This is a genomic window from Ruegeria sp. YTSC230 (assembly GCF_059609665.1).
The window spans coordinates 740,375-764,248 of sequence record NZ_JBXWMC010000001.1 but is presented as its reverse complement, the minus strand read 5'-3'; the positions used below and the strand labels follow the sequence as shown (position 1 = coordinate 764,248).

Below are 23,874 nucleotides of genomic sequence, written 5' to 3'. Positions count from 1 at the left end.
TGCGGAAATTAGAAAATGTGTCGTAACAGCGGTATGTTAGCAGCCTTTATTTCGCCGATCTACTGTGAAATCCGCGCGGTCAGTCGGCGCAAATCTTCCTTCAGTTCTGGTCGGATAGGTCCGTGATTTGGCGCGTCGCGCAGCGTTCGAAGCCAGTGAATCGGAGGATTTCGGCCAGCTGCCCGGTTCCAGGTCAATGCGTCGAGGATGGCTTGCGCGTCCGCCTCCAGCATTTCGGGGATGTCGAAGTCGTTCAAGGTGGCCCAAACACCAGTCCACAAGCGGCCAACTGACCACGGGTTATAACCGCCTCCGCCCAGGACCAGAACGCGGGGCGCAAGACCTTTCAGTGCGGCGACGGCTTTCCAGTGAGAATTGTTGGACAGCGCCAGGCGCGACAGCGGGTCCTCGGCAACCGCATCGGCGCCGCATTGCAGGACAAGGGCTTGCGGTTTGAAGGCCTCAGCCGCGGGCAGGATCAGCTGGTCGAGAATGGCGCCAAATTCATCATCGTTGAGGTTTCTGGACACCGGAAGGTTAAACGCCGCGCCGCCTGCATCATCATCAAGCTTGCCGGTGAACGGCCACCGTCGGCCTTCATGAATGGAAATCATCCGAACCGTTTCCAAACCCTGAAAGGCGGCCTCGACCCCGTCGCAGTGATGGGCGTCGATATCGACGTAGACAATCCGGTCCAGGCCCATTCGCAACAGTGTCAGGATCGCCAAAACCGGGTCGTTCAGATAACAAAACCCATTGGCACGGTCGGGCAGGCCGTGATGTGTTCCGCCCGCAGGGTTGTAAACGATGCCGCCATCGCGGATCAGTTCAGCGCCCAACATTGATCCTCCGGCCGCAGTGGCGGGGCGTCTGTACATCTCTGGGAATACCGGGTTGGACAGCGTGCCCAGCGCATAGGTCGAGCGTACATCATCCGAGACGCTTTGAGCTCTTTCCGCGGCCTGCAGCGCATCTATGTAGTCCGGCGTGTGAAAGCGGTGCAGCGCGCCGGGTTTTGCGCGGGGGCTGACCCTGTAATTTTCCGAATTGATCCAGCCCAGCGCGCGGCACAGGTCCATGACGGTGGAGACGCGCGGGATAGCCAGCGGGTGTTTTGAACCATAGGTCGAATGGCGATAGATCTCGGACCCTATGAAGATCGGGTTTTGCACAGATTATTGGGTCCGTGCGGGTGCGTTGTCATCACCAAGGCGGCCATCAAGAGACATCAGAATAGCCACTGGCCTAAGGGCAGGAATGTGGCTGAAGATGATCAGAATGCAGACAGTCAAAGGAACACTCAGGAATGCACCGATCAGCCCCCAAACGGTTGTCCAGAACGTTAGCGCGAGGATCACCAGAAACGTAGACATGTTCAGCGACCGGCCCAGCAAGGCAGGGTCAACAAAATTGCCGATCAGAAACTGGATGGTGCCGCAACCGAACACGATGATCAGGAAAGGCCCGATCGTTTCATATTGAACGAGGGCAATCATGGCCGGAAAGATTACGGCGATGATCGAACCGATAGACGGGATGAAGTTCAGCGCAAAAGTCAGCACGGCCCATGTTTCGGCGTATTCAAGCCCAAGCGCCTTGAAGACCGAGTAACTGATGCCCGCCGTGACCAGGCTGATGAAGGTTTTTACCCCGACATAGCGCTGCAGGCTGTCGGTGATCGCATCCAGAATTGTGGTGAATTCCGCCCCGGTTTCGGGATTGCCCGCCGCCAGTTGTATCTTTTTGCGAAACGCCAGACGCTCGGCCATCAGGAAGGCCACGTACAGGCTGATCAGGAAAAACTGGTTCAGCAACGATGTTGCACTGCTGAGCAACACGCGCGCGACATAGGACATGTCGATACTGACCAGATTGTCACGGATAAACGTGGTGACGTCATTGCCAACCAGCCCCGTGACCCGGTTCACGGCGCCGTCGAATTGGGTTTCATACGTGCTGATGGATCGGGCGAACTGCGTCGCCTGACTGCCGAGGATGTACATGATCACGAACAAGCCAGCCAAAACAACTGTAACAGCGGCGATGTTGGCCAACCACACGGGCACCCGCGCCATTGAGATTACCCGGTCGCTCAGCGCGATAATCAAAACATTGATTAACAAAGCCATAGTCAGCGGGATCAAGAATGCTGAGCCCGCGTAAAGTCCCAGCACAATCAATGTGGCAACAATTGTCGTGTCCCGGACAACCGATAGCCTCAGTCGCGGGCTGCCCGTGTTCTGATCAGGTTCCAAAGTCATTGCTTAGCCCGCCTGTGATGCCGCGTGGCACGTTACAACGATTGGTGGTCGCTCTGGAAGATGATCCTGCACCGCTGGGCGAGATTCTGCAATGTGCCCAAATATTTGGGCGAGATAATTTACGTTCTGAAGGGATTTGCCATTTCAGAGCAAAGGAGAGGCGGGTTAGGCTGAGCGCATGAGCGCACGTGTGATTCCTTTCGTTGGTAGACCGGTTCAAGCCCTGTGGCTGGCCGTAGTGCGGTTCAACAACAAAAACGGGTTCGTGATGAGCAGCCACGTCGCCATGTCTCTGATGATGGCCTTGTTTCCATTTGTGTTGTTCACAGTGGCTTTGGCGGGGTCGTTGTCCCAGGGCTATGTCACCGATGAACTGATCGAGCTTGTGTTCGGGGCGTGGCCCAAAGACGTCGCGGGGCCAATCGTGGCTGAATTGCGGGCCGTCCTGCAGGAATCCGGCTCGGGCGTTATAACGCTGGGTGGTCTGTTAGCGATCTTCTTTGCCTCAAACGGTGTCCTGGCGGTTCGCGCGGCCATGAACCAAGCATATCACGACAGGGACGTCTGGCCGTTCTGGAAAACCCGATTGCTGTGCCTGGGGCTCGTGATCGTTGGTGGCGTTGCCATTTTGGCCATTGCCGCGGTCGAAGTTGTTTTGCCCGCATACACTCAATTGGTAAGCGAAAAGACTGATGTGAACGTGTCGGACTGGTTGTCGGTGGACAGGTTGCGCTGGACCTTCACGGTTGCGGTTCCGGCTGGCACTGTCCTGTTAGCACATCTGATCCTGCCGACGCGGCGGCACAAGCTGATGCAAATTCTGCCGGGCGTTGTTCTGACGTTGGCCTTGTGGGCGGCCGGCGGGTGGGGGTTCTCGATCTACATCGCGCAATTCGCCAGCTACAGCGCCACGTATGCAGGTTTGGCTGGCGTCATGGCGGCGCTGATCTTTTTGTACCTGTGCGCGGCAATTCTGATCCTTGGCGCCGAGTACAACGGCGCTTTGATGGATCTGGAAGACAATCAGGATCGGGGTTCTCAGTGAAATTTCTGGCGTTGTGTGTCGGGCTGTTTGTTCCTGTGGCCGCCTTTGGCCAGGCTCCAGCCTATGTTGGGTCGGATCAATGTGCCGATTGCCACAAGGACGAGGCGGCGGCATGGTCCAATTCCCACCACGCGCTGGCCTGGACCGAGGTTGAAGACGGGGCTGTAGTTGCCGATTTTGACGGAACGCGGTTCGACCATGACGGAATGACAGTGGAATTCACCGACACCGAAGACGAGCTGAGCGCAAAAGTCACGGAAAAAGACGGGGTGAGCACCGAATACGGCGTACATTCCGTCGTCGGCATTGAGCCGTTGCAGCAATACTTGTTCGAAACAGAACCCGGCCGGTTACAGAGCTTTGATGTTGTTTGGGATACCGAAAACAAGCAGTGGTTTCACCTCTATCCCGATCAGGACTTACCCCCTGACGACGGGTTGCACTGGACCGGACCCTACAAGAACTGGAATGCGCGGTGTGCGGAATGTCATGCGACCGGTTTTGAGAAACAGTACAACGCTGAAACCAGAACATACGACTCGGTACAGGCCGAGATCGGCGTAGGGTGCGAAAGCTGCCATGGCCCGGGTTCTGCGCATATCGAGTGGGTCGGGGGGCAAAGCCTGCCGCAGGGTCTTGGCGACACCGGGTTCCTGATGGATTGGGGTAAAGGCCAGACCGAGGCCGAGATTCAGCAATGCGCCGGGTGTCATTCCCGTCGTGAGGCGCATGGAGATGGCAACCCGCTGCCCGGAACGCCCTATCATGACGCCTACAATCTGGCGGTCCTGCGTCCGGGATTGTACCACCCGGACGGTCAGATTTTGGATGAAGTCTATGTGTACGGCTCGTTCCTGCAATCCAAGATGTATGACCGCGGCGTGGGTTGCATGGATTGTCACGAGCCGCATAGCGCAGGTCTGAGGGCAGATGGAAACGGGGTGTGTACGCAGTGTCACTCGCCTGCCGCGAATCCCAAGTTTCCAACCCTGGCTGCCAAAGAGTACGACGTGCCGGAACATCACAATCACCCAGAGAATAGCGAGGGTGCGCAGTGCAAGTCCTGCCATATGATCGAGCGTGTCTATATGGGTGTCGACGGCAGGCGCGATCACAGTTTCCGTGTACCTCGTCCCGATTTGGGGCTGGGGCAGGATGCCTGTACGGATTGCCATTCGGATCAGGATCAGACATGGGCCGCCCAACAGATCGAAGGCTGGTTTCCTGACAGCGCGCATCGAGAACCGCATTTTGGATCGGCCTTTCAAGCAGCAACGCTTGGTCGTGCGGATGGGCCAGACGAGCTACTGGACATCGCAACCGACCCTAAGCAACCCGGCATCGTGCGCGCCACGGCTGCCTATCTGCTGCAATCTTTTGGGTCCGCAGATGTGGCGGCCAGAACTGCAGAGCTGTTGGTGGACGAAGACGCTTTGGTTCGGGCAAATGCGGCTCCGCTGCAGCGTCAGGCCAGTTTGCCCGATCAAGTTCAACGGCTTGAGCCGCTGCTGTCCGACCCGTTGAGAAACGTCCGCATTTCGGCGGCAAAAGAGTTTCTGAACATTCCGCCTCAGGCCCTGACTGCGGAACAACAGCAATTGTCGGGGCAGGGCATGTCCGAGTGGCAGTCGGCGATTTCCAACCGACTGGATTTTCCTGAAACGCATCTTGTGCTTGGCGGGATGGCCCTAACGTTCCGCAATGCGCTAGCGGCTGAGCGGGCGTTTCAAGAGGTGGTTACCCTTGACCCGCAACGCGCCGAAGCATGGCCAATGCTGGTGCAGCTGGCGCAGATCAATCGTGGGCCTCAGGCCGCACGCGATGTTCTGGAGCAGGGGTTAGAGATCATCCCAGAGGACCCAAACCTTTTGCAGTTGAAGCAGCAACTGGGCCGCTGAAACGGCACGGCTTGGCCCGGTTTCCGTCATTTTCCCGGCAAATTTTACAGTTACCGATCAAGCTGAGGCAAGAATTGCCCCAGCTTATAGGTGACACATGTTTCTCAAACCGGTCCACACGTCCAAGCTCAAAAAGCCACTGGCTTTGTCGCAACGGATCGAGGAATTGCGGGCCCGACCACCGGAATACATCAATCACGGCCAAGCGTTGTTGATACAAGGTATTGCCGCCGCTTCACTGCGCGAACAGGTGCTGACAGAGGATCGGATTTCGCTGGACGACTGATCTAGCCCCGGAACCCGGTTGCGACAACGAACTTCTCGGAACTGTCCGAACGCGACGCGGGTGGTTTCACATTCGCAACTTTGTCGAATTTCTGCTTCAGCAGCTTTTGCAGATCGCCTTCGGCGCCACCGGCCAGAACCTTGGCAACAAACGTGCCGCCTTCTTCCAGTACGTCAAAGGCGAAATAGGCCGCCGTTTCGCACAGAGCCATGATGCGCATGTGGTCGGTTTGTTTGTGCCCAGATGACGACGCGGCCATGTCGGACATCACCACGTCAGCCTTGCCGCCCAGCCACTCTTTGACTTTGTCGTCGGCATCGTCTTCCATGAAGTCCAGCACATGTGCCTCGGCACCTGCGACCGGTTCGACCTCTTGCAGGTCGACACCCAGAACTGTGCCGATCCGCTTGCCGGAACGTTCGCCCAGCGCGTTCACTCGTTTGACCGCGACTTGCAACCATCCACCCGGCGCACAGCCCAGGTCGACGACACGTGCACCCGGCACGAGGAACCGGTACTTTTCGTCCAGCTCCAATATCTTAAACGCTGCGCGCCCACGGTACCCTTCGACCTGCGCACGTTTCACATAGGGGTCGTTCAGCTGCCGCTCGAGCCAACGGGTCGAGCTGAGCTTACGCCCGCGTGCAGTCTTTACCTTGACCTTCAGGTCACGCTGCCCGCGCCCCGAGTTGTTTTTGCCACTTGGTGTCTTCGCCATCAGAACGGTCCGTCTTCCAGTACGCCGTCCGCGCTCATCTGCGCATAAAGCAGGCCTTCGCGCAGCCCCCGGTCCGCCACGGAAAGGCGGTCGGTGGGCCAGCATCTTAACAGCGCCTGCAAAATGGCCGAGCCGGACATGATCAGCGCCTGCCGGTCATCCCCAATCCGGGGATCACGTCGGCGACCCTGAGGGCCGAGTTCTAGATACCCTCGTATGACTTTGTCAATCTGATCGCTTGTCATGCGCAAACCATCGACCTTGGTCCGGTCATAGCGCTTGAGCCCAAGGTGTGAGGCTGCAACGGTTGTAACCGTGCCGCTGGTGCCGACGATCTGGAACCCCAAGCGTGCCTGTTCGTCCTTGTAAGGCGCGAAATCGGCAAGGTTCTCTTCGAAAAACCAGCTCATCAAGGCAAAACGGGCGGAGTCGTCTTCGACGTCGTTGAACTGGTCGCGCAGCGTTGCAACACCCAGAGGAACGCTGATCCAGTCGACGACTTTTGCCGCGGGGAAGGGGCTATCTGTGGTGTGAAACCCGTGATGCAACCGCATGATCGCCGCTGGACGGTCCCGGCGCGGCACCGATGAGATGTCGATCCACACCAGTTCTGTTGATCCGCCACCAATATCCACGACCAGCAATTGGTCGGTCTTGGTGGACACCAGCGGCGCGCAGGAGATCACGGCCAAGCGCGCCTCTTCCTCGGGTTGGATGATCTCAAGCGTCAGTCCGGTTTCGCGTTTTACCTGCCGGATAAATTCGCGTGAGTTTTTGGCACGCCTGCACGCCTCGGTCGCGACCAGACGCATGCGTCTGACCTTGTTGCGTTTCAGCTTTTGCTGACAGATGCGCAGCGCCTGAATGGTGCGCGCCATGGAGGACCGAGACAACCGTCCGGTTCGTTCCAAACCCGCGCCCAACTGCACGGATTTGGAAAAGCTGTCGACCACATGGAAGCCGCTGCCCTTGGGCTGGGCTATCAACATGCGGCAACTATTGGTTCCCAAATCCAGCGCCGCATACAACGCATCTGGATCGGGTCTTGCCGGCGCGGGGCTTTCGACCGCCTTCGGGAACGCGCCCGCACCTTTGGGACGCTTGGGCGCCATATTAAACGCCCTCCGATTTTCGAGTTACCCCGACCATAGGTCGGGCGATTGCGTCGTGCAAGACGCTCATTAAAGTGATGAGAATTTTGATATGCGCGTTTGGTTCAGTCTTCGTTACAACCCCGGTATCCCATCACGGGCAAAAACGTCGCTGGAAATGCGCCGTGTGTCGAAAATCGACCGACTTGCCCCCACATAGACGTTTAGAACCGGTCCATCTGGTTAGGAGGAATCAAACGCAATGCCTGACGTCACCATTGTTTACTGGCGCGATATTCCCGCCCAAGTCATCGTCGGCAAAGGCCGTCGTGGCGCAAAGCGGCAATTGGAGGAACGGTTCGAACAAGCCATCGACCGCGCGGCCATGAAGGTGAACGCCAAGGATAGCGATGCCTATCTGGCCGAGTGGCGCAAGGCGGCCCCCTTTGCAGTCGACGGCGACCCGTCCGAGATTGCCGAGGCCGAAGCCACGCGTTTGGAAACAGAATACGATCAGGACCGCATCAAAGCCCTGATCGCCAATGACGGTTGGGCATGAGCCCGAGACATCTATGGGAGGCCGCAATGGCTTTGCTGAACTTCAAGAAACGTGATGCGGTCGAAAACGGCCCTGTAAACCCGACCGTCGAAGCCTTTTTGCAAGGCTATTCGATCGAGGTGATGCCGCGCACCGCCGAAAAGGTCGAAGATTTCCGCGCGCTGCTGCCAGAAGGCACCCGCGTTTACATTGCTCATATCGAAGGCACGCCCATCGAGGATATGGTCAAAACCGCCAAGCGGATCGCCGACGAAGGCTATCCAGTGATGCCGCACTTCCCGGCGCGGATCATCAAGGATGCGGCGACTTTGGAAAACTGGATCTCGATGTATCAGGGCGAGGCAGGCGTTGATCAGGCGCTGCTGCTAGCCGGTGGTGTCACGACTCCGCATGGTGATTTCGACAGCTCGATGCAGCTGCTGGAAACCGGTCTGTTCGACAAGGCGGGCTTTAAGCGTCTGCACGTCGCGGGCCATCCCGAGGGCAACAAAGACATTGACCCGGATGGCTCGACTAAAAATGTTGACGACGCGCTGCGTTGGAAGCAGAAATTCAACGAAACTACCGATGCCGAAATGGCGCTGGCAACCCAGTTTGCCTTTGACGCCAAGCCGATCATCGCATGGGCCGACAGCCTGAAAGAAGCGGGTATCGACTTGCCGATCCACATCGGTATCGCAGGTCCGGCAAAGCTGCAGACCCTGATCAAATTCGCTATTGCATGCGGCGTTGGCCCATCGCTGAAAGTTCTGCAGAAGCGCGCCATGGATGTCTCCAAGCTGTTGCTGCCTTATGAGCCGACCGATGTTGTGACTGAGCTGGCCAACCACAAGGCGGCCAACCCGGATTTCAACATCACCAACGTACACTTCTTCCCGCTTGGCGGCATCAAGACCAACGCCAACTGGGCCATCAATAACGGCGGCGCTTCGGCAAAGCCTGCAAACTCCTAAGGAACGGACATGACGCGTACAGTCGTAGAATCAAAAACAAAAACTGCTGTTCTGGGCTTTGACGAACCGTTCTGCGTGATCGGTGAGCGGATCAATCCGACGGGCCGTAAGAAACTGGCGGCCGAGCTGGAAGCCGGCGATTTCTCGACTGTCGAGAAAGACGCGCTGGCGCAGGTTGCTGCAGGCGCAACCGTTCTGGATATCAACGCAGGAGTTGTCTACAACTCGAACCCCAACCCGAACGAGACCGAACCACCACTGATGCGCAAGATCGTCGAGCTGGTGCAGGGTCTGGTTGACGTGCCGCTTTGTGTCGACTCGTCCGTTCCCGGCGCTCTGGAAGCTGGTCTTGAAGCTGCTGAGGGCCGTCCGTTGCTGAACTCGGTCACCGGCGAAGAAGATCGTCTGGAACTGGTTCTGCCGCTGGTCAAAAAATACAACGTGCCGGTTGTTGCGATCTCGAACGATGACACCGGTATTTCCGAAGATCCCGATGTGCGCTTCGAAGTGGCCAAGAAGATTGTTGAGCGGGCCGCCGATTTCGGTATCCCGGCGCATGACATCGTCGTTGACCCGCTGGTGATGCCCATCGGTGCAATGGCGACCGCTGGGCAGCAGGTTTTTGCGCTGGTCCGTCGCCTGCGCGAAGAACTGGGCGTAAACACCACTTGCGGTGCTTCGAACGTGTCCTTTGGTCTGCCAAACCGCCACGGGATCAACAATGCGTTCCTGCCGATGGCAATGGGCGCAGGCATGACGTCGGCAATCATGAACCCGGTGGCGCTGCCTGTGGGTCCCAAAAAGCTGGCCGAGAAAAAGGCCGAGGTCGAAGCCAAGGGGATCATTTTGCCTGCGGACATGGATGACGAAACCTTCTGTCAGCTGTTCGGTCTGGGTTCGACCAAACCGCGTGCCGGTAAGGAAATGGAAGCCATCCGTGCCGCCAACCTGCTGACCAATAATGACCCGCATGGTGGTGAGTGGATCCGGTTCAACAAATCCCCGGAAGAGGCCGGCGCAGCGGGCGCTGTTGGTGGCCGTCGTGGTGGCGGGCGTCGTCGTCGCGCATGATCCAATCACTTCTAGAGAAAAAAGGCCGGACCATGTGTCCGGCCTTTTTTCGTATTGGTGCTGATCGCCGCCGGAACCTGACAAGATCGCTAGATTAGTGGCGATATCGCGATAGTCGTCACGTACGAAGATGAGCCAACATCATCGCCCAACACAGGCAGACGCTGACTTAAGCAAGCGTTTGGGAAAAAAGAAAATTTCGAGGAGCTGGTCGATCTGCAAGCGCAACTGGCGTTGAGGCAGAAGATTTTTCTATTTCACGGAGCCAGGTGCGTTGTCCTGTTCGAAGGTTGGGGTGTGTCAGGACGGAACAAGGCGATGCCGCTTTTCCGATGATGGGTTCTTGAAGTCGATAAGCCTCTGGTGATATCGGTGAAAAACGCGGCGGGTATGATGTAATGGTAGCCTGTCAGCTTCCCAAGCTGAACGCGCGGGTTCGATTCCCGCTACCCGCTCCAGAACTCAGTTTGCCATCGGAAAAGCTTAGAAATCAGCGCTTTGGGCGTGGTTACGTCTGTGGTCATTTACTCCGGGCGACGCGCCTGAAATAGGTTGATATCAGCCGGGATGTGCACCGCACCATTTTTGGCAAAGGGGTGAAACGCTTCGGCGACGGCGTGTTGGATCGCAGTCACGTCTTCGGGTTTACCGTCGAAATGGGTAATAACACGGGCGGCGGGGCCAACACGGGTACACAAGGCGGCGCAATCCAGCAAAGAGCCTTGAAAGTCCAACATAAGGTTAACAGAATCGGCACGAATATTGCTTAGACCTGCCTTTTCCAGCAACCCGGTAACACGCTCACGATCATGAAACGCCAAGGGGCCCGGTGCATTCCGGTCGACCTTGGGCGGCGTGCCCAGCCGTTCCGAGGCCGCGATATGGGGCATTCTGAACCATGGGTTTCCGGGCAATGGCCCCCAGGCGGCAAAGGTCATCGTGCCGCCGGGCTTTAGCGCGCGGGTCATGTTGGTAAAGGCGGCAACCGTATCCTCAAAAAACATGACCCCAAATCGCGAGATCATGGTGTCTCGGTCCGCTGCTTCAAAGGCGTAGGTCTGGGCGTCGGCGAACTGGAAGGTGATGTTTTGCGATCCGGCATCGGATGCCCGTGCCGATGCGCGGTCCAGAAATGGCTGCGAGACATCTGCAGCCAGAACGTGGCCTTCTGGCCCCACGGAATGTGCGGCGGCGATCGCGCTTGCACCCGTACCACAGCCGATATCCAGAACACGCATGCCGGGTTTTAATCCGGCACGTTCCAGCACCAGATCAAGGACCGGGGCCATCAGTTGATCCAGCTGGTCCTCATAGGTCAGCCATTTTGCTCCAGACGGGGATTTCCCCCAATATTCCGCCTGTTCCTCGTTTGCGATCTGCATGTCGCCTCCCTTATGTCAGGGGTGACTATGACCGCCTGCGCCGTCTGCGACCAGAGCCTTCTTCTCCACCACCGGCATTGAAGGAGGGCGAGGGCAGAGTGACCACTTGCGACAATTCCGGGAACGGATCCGTCTTGTGCGGGATGGCATTGGCAGCAACGAAATGGTCCTGAAATTTCGGCTCAATGGCCGTTTCGACCTTGGTGATCTCACGCACGACACGCTCAATCTCGGACCGGGCACCAATGTTGCACAAGGCAATCCGCGCACCGGTGCCAGCCGCGTTGCCTGCACTTGAGACTTTGTTCAAGGGCGCATCGGGGATCATACCCAGAACCATCGCGTGCTTGGTCGAAATATGCGCGCCGAACGCCCCGGCCAGCACAACGCGATCCACCGTGTCGACGTTCATTTCATCCATCAACAGGCGTGCACCGGCATAGAGCGCGGATTTGGCCAGCTGGATGGCGCGGATATCGCCCTGCGTGACCGTGATGCGCGGACCGCCTTCGGCGCTGGCGTCGTGGATCAGATAGGCGTGGGTGCGACCTTCGGGTACACAACGAGGCGTGCCGGTCTGGTCTGCAGACCCGATCAAGCCGCTTTCGTCCAGCAATCCGGCGACGCGCATTTCGGCGACCGCTTCGATAATGCCCGAGCCACAGATGCCGGTAATGCCGCTTGTGGCAATCTCTTGATCAAAGCCTTCCTCGTCGGACCATTTTTCGGACCCGATCACGCGAAAGCGCGGTTCCTTGGTGACAGGGTCGATTTCGATGCGCTCAATCGCCCCGGGGGCGGCACGCTGGCCGGAACTGATCTGCGCGCCTTCGAATGCCGGGCCGGTGGGTGAGGAACACGCCAAGACTCGGCTGGTATTGCCCAGCAGGATTTCAGCGTTGGTGCCCACGTCCACGATAAGCACAAGGTCTTCGGACTTTCCCGGTTCCTCCGACAGTGCCACCGCGGCGCAGTCGGCGCCGACGTGGCCCGCAATGCACGGCAAGATGTAGACCTGCGCGCGCGGGTTCATATTTGTCAGGTCCATCTCACGCGCAGGCAGGGACATGCTTTCCGAGGTTGCCAAGGCAAAGGGGGCCTGACCCAACTCAACCGGGTCCAGACCCAGCAGCAGATGGTGCATCACCGGGTTACAGACGAAAACCGTTTCCACGATCAGCTCGGAACTAATCCCGGCTTCCTCAGAAATTGAGGTGGTCAAATCGTTGATCGCCTCTCGTACGGCTTTGGTCATCTCCTGATCACCGCCGGGGTTCATCATCGAGTATGAAACGCGGCTCATAAGGTCTTCGCCAAAGCGGATCTGCGGGTTCATCAGGCCCGAGGACGCTTTGACCTCGCCGGTCTCCAGATCGGTCAGGTGCGCCGCAATTGTGGTCGAGCCGAGGTCGATGGCCAGACCATAAAGCCCATGTTCATGCAATCCGGGCCAGATTTCGACCACGCGCGCCGCTTCATCCTTGTGGCCTTTTTGGAGGGCAACAGTGACCTCCCATTTGCCCTTGCGCAGGACGGGCTGCAGCTTGGACATCAGCGAAAGATCGGCGGTGATGGCGTCAATGTTCCACTGCTCGCGCAGCGCGCGTTCCAGCCGTTCCAGATCGCCTGTTGGCGAGTGCATGTCGGGCTCTTCTACCACTACGAAATACAGCCGGGTTGCCGGGTCCATCGTAATGGCCCGCGCGGTGGCGGCCTTGCGAACAACCTGACGGTGGACCTGGCTTTCGGGTGGGACATCGATCACGATGTCTCCCTGAACTGTCGCCTGACAGCCCAGGCGACGGCCCGATTTCAAACCGCGTTTGTCATCGTAACGCTGTTCGACCGCGTTCCATTCGCTCAGCGCGTTCTCGGATGCTGTTACGCCGTGTTTAGGAAACTCGCCATAGCTGGGTGTGATCTGACATTTCGAACAAATCCCACGGCCGCCGCAGACCGAATCCAGATCCACACCCAACTGCCGTGCAGCAGTCAGAACCGGGGTACCCACGGGGAAATGCCCGCGTTTGCCTGACGGAGTAAAGACAACAAGGGGGTCGGTGGTCATTTTTGGCCTGCCTTTTGTATTCGCACGTATGCCCGGCAAGATATGGGTTTGTGCGCAAAGGGAAAGGCCATTCAGCGGCACGTTTTGAACGTCTTGCGTCGTTTTTTGCCGCAGTATCGGACAGCGAAGGGAAACTAGTTTAGGTCAGGGGCTTTTCCTTAGGTTAAATCCATGTAATAGGGTCACCGCCAAACGGGCTTTTGCATGGGGTTAACAGATGCAGATTCGTGAGGCACTTACCTTTGACGATGTTTTATTGGTTCCGGCGTCCTCGTCGGTGCTGCCGGCGACGGCGGATACGGCCACGCGTGTGACGCGTGAAATTACGATGAACATCCCGCTGCTCAGCTCGGCTATGGACACGGTGACCGAGGCGCGCATGGCCATCGCAATGGCGCAGGCAGGCGGTATCGGCGTTGTTCACAAGAACCTGACTGTCGAAGAGCAAGCCCGAGAAATTCGTCGCGTGAAGCGGTTTGAGTCGGGCATCGTGTACAACCCGGTCACGCTGAGCGTGAACCAGACGCTGGCGGACGCGAAGGCGCTGGTGCAGCGCTATAACTTTACCGGCTTTCCGGTCGTCGATGAAAGCGGTCGTGTCGTGGGTATCCTGACCAATCGCGACATGCGCTTTGCGACCTCGGACGAGACGCCAGTTCACGTGATGATGACTTCGGACAATCTGGCGATGCTGCAGGAACCTGCAGATCTGGAGGAGGCCAAGAGCCTTATGAAAGCCCGCCGGATCGAAAAACTGCTGGTGGTCGATGGTGAGGGCAAGCTGACAGGCCTGCTGACCCTGAAAGATACCGAGCAAGCCGTGCTGAACCCGACCGCCTGTAAGGACCGGCTGGGACGCCTGCGAGTCGCTGCGGCGACTTCTGTTGGTGATTCTGGTTTCGAACGGTCCGAGCAGTTGGTGGATTCGGGCGTTGATATCATCGTGGTCGACACTGCTCATGGGCATTCGCAGGGCGTTCTGGACGCGGTGCGGCGGGTCAAGACACTCTCGAACGAGGTCCAGATCATTGCGGGCAATGTAGCGACGAGCGAGGCCACCAAGGCGCTGATCGATGCCGGAGCGGATGCAATCAAGGTTGGCATCGGGCCGGGCTCCATCTGCACAACCCGAATGGTGGCAGGCGTCGGCGTACCCCAACTGACGGCGATCATGGACTGCGCGACGGCTGCCGGGGATGTTCCCGTAATCGCTGATGGTGGCATCAAATTCTCAGGCGATTTCGCCAAGGCCATTGCGGCAGGCGCGTCCTGTGCAATGGTTGGCTCGATGATCGCGGGAACGGATGAAAGCCCGGGTGAGGTGATCCTGTACCAGGGCCGTTCGTTCAAATCTTATCGCGGAATGGGCAGCCTTGGCGCCATGGCACGCGGGTCGGCGGATCGCTATTTCCAGAAAGACGCAGCCAGCGACAAGCTGGTTCCCGAAGGGATCGAAGGGCAGGTGCCCTACAAGGGATCGGCCAGTGCGGTGGTTCACCAGCTGGTTGGCGGCCTGCGCGCAGCGATGGGCTATACCGGCTGTGCCACGGTCGAAGAAATGCGCAAGAACTGTAACTTCGTCAAAATCACCGGCGCTGGCCTGAAAGAAAGCCATGTGCATGACGTTCAGATCACGCGTGAAAGCCCGAACTACCGGGTAATGTGACGCAACAGAGTTTGCAGCACGGCGCCCCAACGCGGGCGCCGTTTTGCGTTTTTTGGGCTTAGCAAAGAAATCGGAAGTATCCTATGACCCCAGCAGCGCGCGTTCAGGCTTCGATTGAAATCCTTGATGATATCCTCGCAGGGGCTCCGGTTGAAAAGGCTTTGACGGGGTGGGCGCGCCGAAGCCGGTTTGCGGGCTCGAAAGACCGTGCCGCCGTGCGCGATCACGTGTTCGAAGCGTTGCGTTGCAAACGGTCGTTCTCGGCCTTGGGCGGGGCAGAAACCGGGCGCGGGCTGATGATCGGTTCGATCCGGTCAAACGGCGGTGATCCAGAGACGCTGTTTACAGGCGAACGATATACGCCGGAGCCGTTAACCGCCGCCGATGCGCCGCGCGCGTTCGGCTCGGGTGCCGAGCGGTGCGACATCCCCGAATGGCTCTGGCCGCGTTTTCAAACCTCGCTAGGGGATCAAGCAGAGGCGGCGGCACAGGTATTGCAAACCCGTGCACCTGTTCATTTGCGGGCTAACCTTGCCAAAACCGATCGGGCTGGTGCGGATGCTGCTTTGAGTGCTGACGGAATCAGCGCGCAGCACCATCCGGCGTGTGAAACCGCCCTAGAGGTCACTGAAGGGGCCCGAAAAGTTGCCCAAAGCCGCGCCTATTCCGAAGGTCTGGTTGAATTGCAGGACGCAGCCAGCCAAGCCGTCGTTGCAGCGCTCGATCTCCAGCCAGGTCTGCGTGTTCTGGATTATTGCGCAGGCGGTGGCGGCAAGTCGCTGGCTCTGGCGGCCCATTCGGGTGTCGAGGTCTTTGCGCATGATGTGAACGCAGGGCGCATGCGCGATCTGCCGACGCGGGCAAAACGGGCTGGTGTGGGTGTAACCTGCCTGCAGCCGGAAGATGTGGCCCGTCAGGCTCCGTTCGATATTGTCCTGACGGATGCGCCATGCTCGGGCAGCGGTTCGTGGCGGCGTGCCCCGGCAGGCAAGTGGGCGCTGTCCGAAGAGGGGTTGAACGCGCTGAATGTACTTCAGTCCGACATCCTGAATTCCGCCGCTCAACTGGTTGGACCGGGTGGAATTCTGGCCTATGCGACCTGTTCCATGTTGGATGATGAAAACGGCGAAATTGTCGACGGATTTCTGAAACTGAATCCTGATTGGACCGAAACGCTGCGAAAGTCGTGGCTTGTGACACACGGTGCAGACGGGTTCTTTACGTCGCACTTGACGCGATAGCGCGTCATTGAATAACAACCTTAGGTAGAAGTTTCCGCTGTCCTTAAGGGGGCGTTAACCAAATTCGGGCTGAGTGTGACAAAGCCTTTTGACCTGAGTTGTTAATGTCCGACATTGCAGAGATCTTTTCTGAGCCGACCTCGCGAAAAACACCGGCCTTCTCGCGCCTTGTGCCACTCGTTGTTTTGGGCGCATTGCTGAGTTTAACACCGGTGACAGACGTTTTGCCTACCGCTTGGAATACGGGTCTTGTTGTTGCTGGTGTGTCATTGTTGTCCGCAGGTCTTCTGGTTGTTTTTCGGGGGTTTACGGCCGACCGGACGGCGCGTAGTTCGGCAGAAGTGATGGCTGTATTCACTGAACAGGACTTGTGTCCGACAGTGATCGCCAACGCAAATGGCGATATTCTGAGCGCGAACACACGAGCAAGGGCGCAGATAAGTGCTTTTCCGGGTGCGCGATTACAGCATTGCCTGAAATCCAGATTCGCTAATCCCGCAGCGATCCTGCTGCGCCTGCAATCTATCGCGGAAATCCACGAACGCGCCCGCGAAGATATCGTGACCGTTGGTTCGACAATCCCGATCTCGGTGTTCAGCGTGGGGCAGGATGTATTCTGCTGGCGGTTCCATCTGGATGAAGACGGGCAATGGGATGACGCCCCTGTCCCAGTGCTGACAGAGGGTCGCAACGGGGCAATTCTGCGTGTGAACGGAATGGCAGAGGCCATGATCGGTCACAGGCCCGACGTTATGGGTAAGATATTTCCCAATGACATCCCGCAACCGGGTGAAATCTCGCTGGCGGAAACTTCGGACGGGCAAGTGCCTGTGACCGTGTCCGAGCTGTCTCGCTCAGGCACTGTGCGTGATCTGCTTTTGTTGCCGATGAAATCTGCGGGCCCATCCGGTGGCGATGCCCCATTCGCTGAACTGCCCGTGCCGGTGATGTGTTTGTCCCCCGAAGGCGAAATTTTGGATGCGAACCGGATGGCGATTAAGCTGATCGGAGAGATCCAGCCGGGCAAGTCGAACGTGGCCGAAATCATGCACGGGCTGGGCTATCCCATTCTGGATTGGTTGACCCGCATCGCGACCGAAGAGAATGCCGTTCCCCGGTCGGAATTTCTGCGCCTGTCACGACAGGATAAAGAGGTTTTCGTGCAGGTCACGCTGAACCGAGTGACGTGCAAGGGACAGATTTGTCTGATCGCTGTCGTGAATGATGCGACCGAGTTGAAGACACTGGAAGCTCAGTTCGTGCAGGGGCAAAAGATGCAGGCCGTCGGGCAATTGGCGGGCGGCGTGGCGCATGATTTTAACAATCTTCTGACTGCGATTTCTGGGCATTGCGATCTATTGCTGCTGCGGCATGATCAGAATGATCCGAACTATGGTGACCTGGTTCAGATCAACCAGAACGCAAACCGGGCCGCGGCGTTGGTCAGTCAACTTCTCGCATTCTCGCGACAGCAGACCCTGCAGCCCGAGGTTTTGGACCTCCGGGATACGATCTCTGATCTGATCCATCTTTTGAACCGCTTGGTCAGCGAAAAGGTTCGTTTGACGTTAAGCCATGATCCCGTGCTTAAGCCTGTGCGCGCAGACAAAAGGCAGCTCGAACAGGTCTTTATGAACCTGGTCGTGAACGCACGGGACGCGATGCCTGAAGGTGGCGAGGTACGTATCGAGACCGAAGTTGTGTCTCTGACCGAACCGCTCCAGCGGGACCGGGCAACGGTACAACCCGGCGAATACGTCACCGTTAAAGTGATCGACAGTGGCACGGGCATCCCAACAGACAAGCTGCAAAAAGTTTTCGAGCCATTCTATACCACCAAGCGCACCGGTGAGGGGACTGGACTTGGATTGTCGACGGTCTACGGCATCGTCAAGCAGACCGGAGGGTTCATCTTTGTCGATAGCATTCAGGGCAAGGGAACCGAATTTACCGTGTATCTGCCGGTTTCAACCACACCGCAGAAAATCAAGCAGGATATCGCCAGCCTTCCGGAAAACCCGACGTCCCGGCAGGGTGAAGGCGTGGTTCTTCTGGTCGAGGATGAGGCCCCGGTCCGGGCCTTTGCCACGCGTGCATTGCGATTGAAGGGCTACACCGTGCTCGAATCCGGGTCCGCCGAAGAGGCGCTGCACCTGCTGGAGGATGGGTCGGTGCATGTGGATGCTTTCGTGACAGACGTAGTTATGCCCGGCATGGATGGGCCAACCTGGGTGCGCAAAGCGATGGAGACCCGCTCGGATGTGCGGGTGATCTTTATGTCTGGCTATACCGAAGGCGCCTTTGGCGATTCAGGCCCTGAGATTGCGAATTCCACCTTTTTGCCCAAGCCATTCTCTTTGACGCAGTTGACCGAGGCTGTGTTTAACCAACTGAACTGACTAACGCGCCGCGTCGTGGCAGGAAAACTCCTCGGCGTGGTGCTTGCGGAACTTCTTTTCCGTTTCCGGCGACAAGAATAGGTCGCGCTTTGGTGAGACATTCTCGCGCTGCAGGGTGATTTCCATGTTCAACCGGTCCTGAAGAAAGTTCAGTATCTTATCTTGATTTTCGTATTTAAAAACATGCGTCGCACCGAAACCGTTGTTTCGGGTGCGGAAAAACTGGCTCTGACTGCCGACATCTGCGAATTCCGGGCGGGGGTTTTGCATGTAACCCTGAACAAAATCATCAAAGCTCAGGTCGCGGGTTGAATGCGGGTGCCCAATGCGGTCGTCCCGGCTGCGGTATTTGTACCAACTGCCGAGCCAGTCGATAGGTTCGCGCACGACGGCCATGATTTCCATTTCGGTGTCATACATTTTGCGAAAAATGTTTTGAAAAAACCTGTCATAACGGCGAACAGGCGCATGTTTCAATTCGGGCGGGCCGGTGACGACAAAGTCGGCCCGCGCGCTCAGGGCAGTGTGATAGGCTGTGCTGCCTGTTTTTGGAACTGCCAGAAACGCAAGGCGTTCCTTATAGAAAACAAGCATTTATTCGCCCTTCGCCGCCTAATTTAGTAGTCGCAGATTGGCGTAAACGACTCTTTAACACAATTGCTGAACAGTAAGTATTGTAAGTTTTAGTTGAAATGTTCTCTTTTTGGTCCCATAAGGAACAAGAGGCGAACAAAGCAGTGATTGCCGCCCGATCATGGGTGTGACAAAAGAGAAGGCGACAGGACAATGGCGGATCTTCTGACAATGAGCGACAAGAAAAACGCAGACAAGCAAAAGGCGCTTGATAGCGCGCTGGCGCAAATCGAACGGCAGTTCGGCAAAGGCTCGATCATGAAGCTGGGCGAGGATGCCAAGCAGGACATCGATGCAAGCTCGACCGGGTCTTTGGGCCTGGATATCGCGCTGGGTATTGGTGGTCTGCCGATGGGTCGGATTGTTGAGATTTATGGCCCGGAAAGCTCGGGCAAGACCACGCTGACGCTGCATTGCATTGCAGAACAGCAAAAACGTGGCGGTGTGTGCGCATTCGTGGATGCCGAACACGCGCTGGACCCACAATATGCCCGTAAGCTGGGCGTCGATCTTGATGAACTGTTGATCTCGCAGCCTGACACCGGTGAACAAGCGCTTGAGATCACCGATACGCTGGTGCGTTCGGGCGCTGTGAATATGGTTGTCGTCGACTCAGTTGCGGCTTTGACGCCGAAATCGGAACTCGAAGGCGACATGGGCGACAGCAGTGTTGGCGTGCAGGCCCGATTGATGAGCCAGGCGATGCGTAAACTGACAGGCTCAATCAGCCGCTCGAATTGCATGGTGATCTTTATCAACCAGATCCGCATGAAAATCGGCGTTATGTTCGGCAGCCCCGAAACCACGACTGGTGGTAACGCGCTTAAATTCTACAGCTCGGTTCGTTTGGATATTCGCCGCATCGGCGCGATCAAAGATCGTGATGAGGTTGTCGGCAACCAGACGCGCGTCAAGGTGGTCAAGAACAAGGTGGCGCCGCCCTTCAAGCAAGTGGAATTCGACATCATGTATGGCGAAGGCATCAGCAAGATGGGTGAGTTGCTGGATCTCGGCGTCAAGGCTGGAGTGGTCGAGAAATCGGGCTCGTGGTTCAGCTATGGCGACGAACGGATCGGGCAGGGGCGTGAGAATGCCAAGCAATACCTGCGCGACAACAGCCGCATTGCGCTGGATATCGAAGACAAGATTCGGGCCGCGCACGGCCTGGAGTTCGACATGCCACCCGGTTCTGCCGAGGAAGATGACATCCTCGAGGCGTAACAGCCCAATTGGGGGCCGCAAAAATCCCCCGGTTTTGCAAGAATTGAGAATACTCGAAACTAGGCGGTCCGCGTGGCCGCCTTAACTCGTTCTGCATACGGTGACCTTGTACTATTGGTGTGTACGGATCTTGTTGACGGGTTTTCTAGCCCTTCAAAAATAAGGCCGGTTTATCTTTGTGGACTATCCTTTGGGACGGGGATAAACCATTTTAGAACACTGAGATTGCGCGCCGAGAGAGCCATATGCCCACGCTGAATGATATCCGCTCAACCTTTCTGAATTATTTTGCCAAACAGGGGCATGAAATTGTCGCGTCCAGCCCGCTGGTTCCGCGCAATGACCCGACATTGATGTTCGTGAACTCGGGCATGGTGCAGTTCAAGAACCTGTTTACCGGTGTTGAAACCCGTGATTATCAGCGCGCCACGACGGCACAGAAATGCGTGCGCGCCGGCGGTAAGCACAATGACCTCGATAACGTTGGTTATACCGCGCGGCACCACACCTTCTTTGAAATGCTGGGCAACTTTTCCTTCGGCAATTACTTCAAACACGAGGCGATTCCGTTTGCGTGGGAGTTGATCACCAAGGAATTCGGCATCGACAAGAACCGCCTGTTGGCAACGGTGTATCACACGGATGACGAGGCGTTCGAGATCTGGAAAAAGGTCGGCGTTCCCGAAGACCGGATTATCCGCATCGCCACTAGCGACAATTTCTGGCAGATGGGTCCGACTGGTCCGTGTGGACCGTGTACCGAGATTTTCTACGACCATGGCGATCACATCTGGGGTGGTCCTCCGGGATCGCCCGACGAAGACGGCGACCGGTTCATTGAAATCTGGAACATCGTTTTCATGCAGAACGAGCAATTCGAGGACGGCTCGATGGTCGAACTCGACATGCAGTCGATCGACACCGGCATGGGGCTGGAACGGATTGGCGCGCTGTTGCAGGGCAGCCATGACAACTATGACACCGACCTGTTCAAGACATTGATCGAAGCGTCTGCTCATGCCACCGGGGTTGACCCCTATGGCGACCAGAATGTGCACCACCGGGTAATTGCGGACCACCTGCGCGCGACATCCTTCCTGATCGCTGATGGCGTGATGCCGTCCAATGACGGGCGTGGCTATGTGCTGCGCCGGATCATGCGTCGTGCTATGCGTCATGCGCATCTTCTGGGGGCGAAAGATCCGGTTATGTATCAGCTGGTGCCAAGTCTGGTGCAGCTGATGGGAGCGCAATACACCGAGTTGGGACAGGCGCAGCCGTTGATCGAAGAGACGCTGCTGTTGGAGGAAACGCGGTTTAAGCAAACCCTCGATCGTGGTCTGAAACTCCTGGATGATGAAGTTGCAGGCTTGCCCGAGGGCGCGGCGCTTCCGGGTGATGCGGCATTCAAATTGTACGACACGTATGGATTCCCACTGGACCTGACGCAGGATGCCCTGCGCGAAAAGGGTCGCTCCGTGGACACGGACGGATTCGACGCGGCCATGGCCGAACAAAAAGCCAAGGCCCGTGCGGCATGGGCCGGTTCGGGTGAGGCTGCAGATCAGGCAGTGTGGTTTGATGTGCTGGATACTGCCGGAGCTACGGATTTTCTGGGCTATGACACGGAAAAGGCCGAAGGGCAGATTGCCGCTTTGGTGGTCGATGGTGCATTGGTCGACACAATTGAAAAGGGCGGATCCGGTTGGGTGATTGTCAACCAGACGCCGTTTTATGGCGAAGCTGGCGGTCAGATCGGTGATACTGGCGAAATCCGTCGTCTTGAAGAACGCGATGACATGGCGCGGGTCGAAGACACCAGAAAATTCGCCGATGGCAAAATCTATGCCCACAAAGTGACCGTTGATCAGGGCGCTTTGTCCAAAGGTGACGCGGTCGAGCTTGAGGTCGACCACGCGCGGCGCACGGCAATTCGCGCAAACCACTCGGCCACGCACCTGCTGCACGAGGCGTTGCGTGAAACGCTGGGCGATCATGTTGCACAGCGCGGCTCGCTGAACGCGGCCGACCGGTTGCGCTTTGACTTTAGCCATTCCAAGGCGCTGAGCGGGGATGAGATTCAAAAGGTCGAACGCGATGTGAATGACTTCATCCGTCAGAACTCGACTGTCGAAACGCGGATCATGACCCCCGATGATGCGCGCGAATTGGGCGCACAGGCGCTGTTTGGCGAGAAATACGGCGACGAAGTCCGGGTTGTGTCCATGGGCAAAGCTCCGACCGGCAAGGGTCAGGATGGCGAGACATGGTCGATTGAGCTGTGTGGCGGTACGCATGTTCGCCAGACTGGTGATATTGGGTCGTTTGTCATCTTGGGGGACGCGGCATCCTCTGCGGGGGTAAGACGAATTGAGGCGATTACGGGTGAATCTGCAACGTTATTGCTGCGAGACTACTATTCTAAACTCGCCGAATCTGCATCACTTCTTAAGGCGCAACCTACCGAGGTTCCAACACGATTGTCTTTGCTGTTGGACGAACGCAAATCGCTGCAAAACGAAGTGGCGCAGCTGCGCCGCGATCTGGCCATGGCCGGAGGGGCCGGGCAGGGTGGCAGCGAAGCGCGTAATGTGAACGGGGTCGCCTTCCTTGCGCAGGCGCTGAACGGCGTATCGGGTAAGGACTTGCCGGCGTTGATTGATGAACACAAAAGCCGTCTGGGGTCTGGTGCCGTTCTGCTGATCGCGGATGCGGGCGGTAAGGCTGCTGTGGCCGCCGGTGTGACGGCCGATCTGATCGACAAAGTCTCGGCCGTTGATCTAGTTCGTGCGGCTGTCGCAGAACTGGGCGGTAAAGGCGGCGGTGGACGCCCCGACATGGCACAGGGCGGTGGCAAGGACGCGTCGAACGCAGATGCGGCGATCAAAGCCGCAGAACAGGTTTTGGGAGGATAAGATGGCTGCACTCTGGATTGCCCACGTCACCGTGACGGATGCGGATGCATATGCGAAATACGCGGAGCTCGCAGGGCCTGCGATTGCCAAGCACGGCGGGGCGTTTATTGCCCGCGCTGCACGTTACGTCCAACTGGAAGGGAAGGAGCGTCCGCGCAATGTGGTCGCCAAGTTTCCGTCCGTCGAGGCCGCGGTCGAGTGCTATAATTCACCGGAATACCAGCAGGCCCTGGACCACGCGCGCGGCGCAAGTGAGCGTGAACTGGTGGTTGTAGAAGTTACCGACTGAAAATGAGCCCGGTCTGGTCGGTGGATTTTCCGCCGATCAGATACATTCATGGGCGGAATTCAGCCGAACTGTTCACAAGTGAAGTGAACGGTATTGTGGCAATTTTGGACGCACACGAAATCTATGTGATTCCAGCATCTTACTTTATTTTGACACGAGTTGCCGGGTATCTTCCCGC

At 57.5% G+C, this 23,874-nt stretch carries 19 protein-coding genes and 1 tRNA gene; 13 read left to right on the top strand and 7 right to left on the bottom strand.

Annotation, left to right across the window (positions count from 1 at the left end):
- Positions 1-59 precede the first annotated feature (59 nt).
- Together AC2FD9_RS03705 and AC2FD9_RS03700 are read right to left on the bottom strand one after the other, a co-directional pair.
- Positions 60-1,172: an acetoin utilization protein AcuC gene (locus AC2FD9_RS03705; protein ID WP_496695561.1), complete on the bottom strand. Its 1,113-nt coding sequence runs from the start codon at positions 1,170-1,172 to the stop codon at positions 60-62.
- A 3-nt stretch (positions 1,173-1,175) separates the two neighbouring features.
- Entirely contained in the window at positions 1,176-2,261 is a 1,086-nt protein-coding gene (locus AC2FD9_RS03700) for an AI-2E family transporter (protein ID WP_282168271.1), read from the bottom strand.
- Positions 2,262-2,439: 178 nt separating this feature from the next.
- Between AC2FD9_RS03700 and AC2FD9_RS03695 the strand changes: the two genes are divergently transcribed.
- The 3 genes from AC2FD9_RS03695 to AC2FD9_RS03685 all read left to right on the top strand — a co-directional run bounded on the left by AC2FD9_RS03695 (position 2,440) and on the right by AC2FD9_RS03685 (position 5,490).
- Positions 2,440-3,306 carry a YihY/virulence factor BrkB family protein gene (locus tag AC2FD9_RS03695; protein ID WP_282168272.1) on the top strand — a complete coding sequence of 289 codons (867 nt, stop codon included), beginning with the start codon at positions 2,440-2,442 and terminating at the stop codon, positions 3,304-3,306.
- Positions 3,303-5,204: a multiheme c-type cytochrome gene (locus tag AC2FD9_RS03690; RefSeq protein WP_496835432.1), complete on the top strand. Its 1,902-nt coding sequence runs from the start codon at positions 3,303-3,305 to the stop codon at positions 5,202-5,204. The genes AC2FD9_RS03695 and AC2FD9_RS03690 overlap by 4 nt, the downstream gene beginning before the upstream one ends.
- A 97-nt stretch (positions 5,205-5,301) precedes the next feature.
- Complete coding sequence (locus tag AC2FD9_RS03685) at positions 5,302-5,490, top strand: hypothetical protein (protein WP_058271699.1); 189 nt, start codon at positions 5,302-5,304, stop codon at positions 5,488-5,490.
- A 1-nt stretch (position 5,491) separates the two neighbouring features.
- Here the strand turns inward: AC2FD9_RS03685 and AC2FD9_RS03680 are convergent, their stop codons facing one another.
- Together AC2FD9_RS03680 and AC2FD9_RS03675 are read right to left on the bottom strand one after the other, a co-directional pair.
- Complete coding sequence (locus tag AC2FD9_RS03680) at positions 5,492-6,208, bottom strand: RlmE family RNA methyltransferase (RefSeq protein WP_058271698.1); 717 nt, start codon at positions 6,206-6,208, stop codon at positions 5,492-5,494.
- A complete protein-coding gene (locus AC2FD9_RS03675; protein ID WP_109311858.1) occupies positions 6,208-7,320 on the bottom strand; it encodes a Ppx/GppA phosphatase family protein in 1,113 nt (370 codons plus the stop codon). The genes AC2FD9_RS03680 and AC2FD9_RS03675 overlap by 1 nt, the downstream gene beginning before the upstream one ends.
- Positions 7,321-7,561: 241 nt before the next feature.
- Between AC2FD9_RS03675 and AC2FD9_RS03670 the strand changes: the two genes are divergently transcribed.
- The 4 genes from AC2FD9_RS03670 (at position 7,562) to AC2FD9_RS03655 (ending at position 10,340) form a co-directional block, all read left to right on the top strand.
- Positions 7,562-7,858, top strand: coding sequence for a virulence factor (locus AC2FD9_RS03670; protein ID WP_058271696.1), 297 nt, complete (start codon positions 7,562-7,564; stop codon positions 7,856-7,858).
- 26 nt (positions 7,859-7,884) lie between these two features.
- Complete coding sequence (locus AC2FD9_RS03665; protein ID WP_282118392.1) at positions 7,885-8,811, top strand: methylenetetrahydrofolate reductase; 927 nt, start codon at positions 7,885-7,887, stop codon at positions 8,809-8,811.
- 9 nt (positions 8,812-8,820) lie between these two features.
- Positions 8,821-9,882, top strand: coding sequence for a methyltetrahydrofolate cobalamin methyltransferase (locus AC2FD9_RS03660; RefSeq protein ID WP_058277989.1), 1,062 nt, complete (start codon positions 8,821-8,823; stop codon positions 9,880-9,882).
- Positions 9,883-10,266: 384 nt separating this feature from the next.
- Positions 10,267-10,340: transfer RNA gene (locus tag AC2FD9_RS03655), tRNA-Gly, on the top strand.
- Positions 10,341-10,406: 66 nt separating this feature from the next.
- Here the strand turns inward: AC2FD9_RS03655 and AC2FD9_RS03650 are convergent.
- Together AC2FD9_RS03650 and AC2FD9_RS03645 are read right to left on the bottom strand one after the other, a co-directional pair.
- Complete coding sequence (locus AC2FD9_RS03650; protein WP_496695553.1) at positions 10,407-11,264, bottom strand: class I SAM-dependent methyltransferase; 858 nt, start codon at positions 11,262-11,264, stop codon at positions 10,407-10,409.
- Positions 11,265-11,289: 25 nt separating this feature from the next.
- Positions 11,290-13,332, bottom strand: a complete 2,043-nt coding sequence (locus AC2FD9_RS03645) for an ASKHA domain-containing protein (protein WP_496835424.1) — start codon at positions 13,330-13,332, stop codon at positions 11,290-11,292.
- Positions 13,333-13,549: 217 nt separating this feature from the next.
- Between AC2FD9_RS03645 and guaB the strand changes: the two genes are divergently transcribed.
- From guaB to AC2FD9_RS03630, 3 genes are all read left to right on the top strand, one after another.
- Positions 13,550-14,998, top strand: coding sequence for an IMP dehydrogenase (gene guaB, locus AC2FD9_RS03640; RefSeq protein ID WP_058271691.1), 1,449 nt, complete (start codon positions 13,550-13,552; stop codon positions 14,996-14,998).
- A gap of 83 nt (positions 14,999-15,081) precedes the next feature.
- On the top strand, positions 15,082-16,239 hold the full coding sequence (locus AC2FD9_RS03635) for an RsmB/NOP family class I SAM-dependent RNA methyltransferase (protein WP_496835422.1): 1,158 nt from the start codon (positions 15,082-15,084) through the stop codon (positions 16,237-16,239).
- A 104-nt stretch (positions 16,240-16,343) separates the two neighbouring features.
- Complete coding sequence (locus AC2FD9_RS03630; protein ID WP_496835420.1) at positions 16,344-18,638, top strand: ATP-binding protein; 2,295 nt, start codon at positions 16,344-16,346, stop codon at positions 18,636-18,638.
- Here AC2FD9_RS03630 and AC2FD9_RS03625 read toward each other — a convergent pair whose 3' ends face one another.
- Complete coding sequence (locus AC2FD9_RS03625) at positions 18,639-19,232, bottom strand: sulfotransferase family 2 domain-containing protein (RefSeq protein WP_496835418.1); 594 nt, start codon at positions 19,230-19,232, stop codon at positions 18,639-18,641.
- Positions 19,233-19,424: 192 nt separating this feature from the next.
- Here AC2FD9_RS03625 and recA point away from each other — a divergent pair, with 192 nt between their 5' ends.
- The 3 genes from recA to AC2FD9_RS03610 all read left to right on the top strand — a co-directional run bounded on the left by recA (position 19,425) and on the right by AC2FD9_RS03610 (position 23,696).
- Entirely contained in the window at positions 19,425-20,492 is a 1,068-nt protein-coding gene (gene recA / locus AC2FD9_RS03620) for a recombinase RecA (protein ID WP_108858591.1), read from the top strand.
- Positions 20,493-20,737: 245 nt separating this feature from the next.
- Positions 20,738-23,407: an alanine--tRNA ligase gene (gene alaS / locus AC2FD9_RS03615; protein WP_282168281.1), complete on the top strand. Its 2,670-nt coding sequence runs from the start codon at positions 20,738-20,740 to the stop codon at positions 23,405-23,407.
- A gap of 1 nt (position 23,408) precedes the next feature.
- Positions 23,409-23,696, top strand: coding sequence for a DUF1330 domain-containing protein (locus AC2FD9_RS03610; RefSeq protein WP_113790250.1), 288 nt, complete (start codon positions 23,409-23,411; stop codon positions 23,694-23,696).
- The last annotated feature ends 178 nt before the right edge of the window (positions 23,697-23,874 follow it).

What these genes read in the sequence shown, in the direction of transcription:
- AC2FD9_RS03700 (WP_282168271.1), bottom strand. Translation starts at nt 2,261, where the DNA reads ATGACTTTGGAACCTGATCAGAACACGGGCAGCCCGCGACTGAGGCTA.
- AC2FD9_RS03695 (WP_282168272.1), top strand. Translation starts at nt 2,440, where the DNA reads ATGAGCGCACGTGTGATTCCTTTCGTTGGTAGACCGGTTCAAGCCCTG.
- AC2FD9_RS03685 (WP_058271699.1), top strand. Translation starts at nt 5,302, where the DNA reads ATGTTTCTCAAACCGGTCCACACGTCCAAGCTCAAAAAGCCACTGGCT.
- AC2FD9_RS03680 (WP_058271698.1), bottom strand. Translation starts at nt 6,208, where the DNA reads ATGGCGAAGACACCAAGTGGCAAAAACAACTCGGGGCGCGGGCAGCGT.
- AC2FD9_RS03675 (WP_109311858.1), bottom strand. Translation starts at nt 7,320, where the DNA reads ATGGCGCCCAAGCGTCCCAAAGGTGCGGGCGCGTTCCCGAAGGCGGTC.
- AC2FD9_RS03670 (WP_058271696.1), top strand. Translation starts at nt 7,562, where the DNA reads ATGCCTGACGTCACCATTGTTTACTGGCGCGATATTCCCGCCCAAGTC.
- AC2FD9_RS03665 (WP_282118392.1), top strand. Translation starts at nt 7,885, where the DNA reads ATGGCTTTGCTGAACTTCAAGAAACGTGATGCGGTCGAAAACGGCCCT.
- AC2FD9_RS03660 (WP_058277989.1), top strand. Translation starts at nt 8,821, where the DNA reads ATGACGCGTACAGTCGTAGAATCAAAAACAAAAACTGCTGTTCTGGGC.
- AC2FD9_RS03650 (WP_496695553.1), bottom strand. Translation starts at nt 11,264, where the DNA reads ATGCAGATCGCAAACGAGGAACAGGCGGAATATTGGGGGAAATCCCCG.
- AC2FD9_RS03645 (WP_496835424.1), bottom strand. Translation starts at nt 13,332, where the DNA reads ATGACCACCGACCCCCTTGTTGTCTTTACTCCGTCAGGCAAACGCGGG.
- guaB (WP_058271691.1), top strand. Translation starts at nt 13,550, where the DNA reads ATGCAGATTCGTGAGGCACTTACCTTTGACGATGTTTTATTGGTTCCG.
- AC2FD9_RS03635 (WP_496835422.1), top strand. Translation starts at nt 15,082, where the DNA reads ATGACCCCAGCAGCGCGCGTTCAGGCTTCGATTGAAATCCTTGATGAT.
- AC2FD9_RS03630 (WP_496835420.1), top strand. Translation starts at nt 16,344, where the DNA reads ATGTCCGACATTGCAGAGATCTTTTCTGAGCCGACCTCGCGAAAAACA.
- AC2FD9_RS03625 (WP_496835418.1), bottom strand. Translation starts at nt 19,232, where the DNA reads ATGCTTGTTTTCTATAAGGAACGCCTTGCGTTTCTGGCAGTTCCAAAA.
- recA (WP_108858591.1), top strand. Translation starts at nt 19,425, where the DNA reads ATGGCGGATCTTCTGACAATGAGCGACAAGAAAAACGCAGACAAGCAA.
- alaS (WP_282168281.1), top strand. Translation starts at nt 20,738, where the DNA reads ATGCCCACGCTGAATGATATCCGCTCAACCTTTCTGAATTATTTTGCC.
- AC2FD9_RS03610 (WP_113790250.1), top strand. Translation starts at nt 23,409, where the DNA reads ATGGCTGCACTCTGGATTGCCCACGTCACCGTGACGGATGCGGATGCA.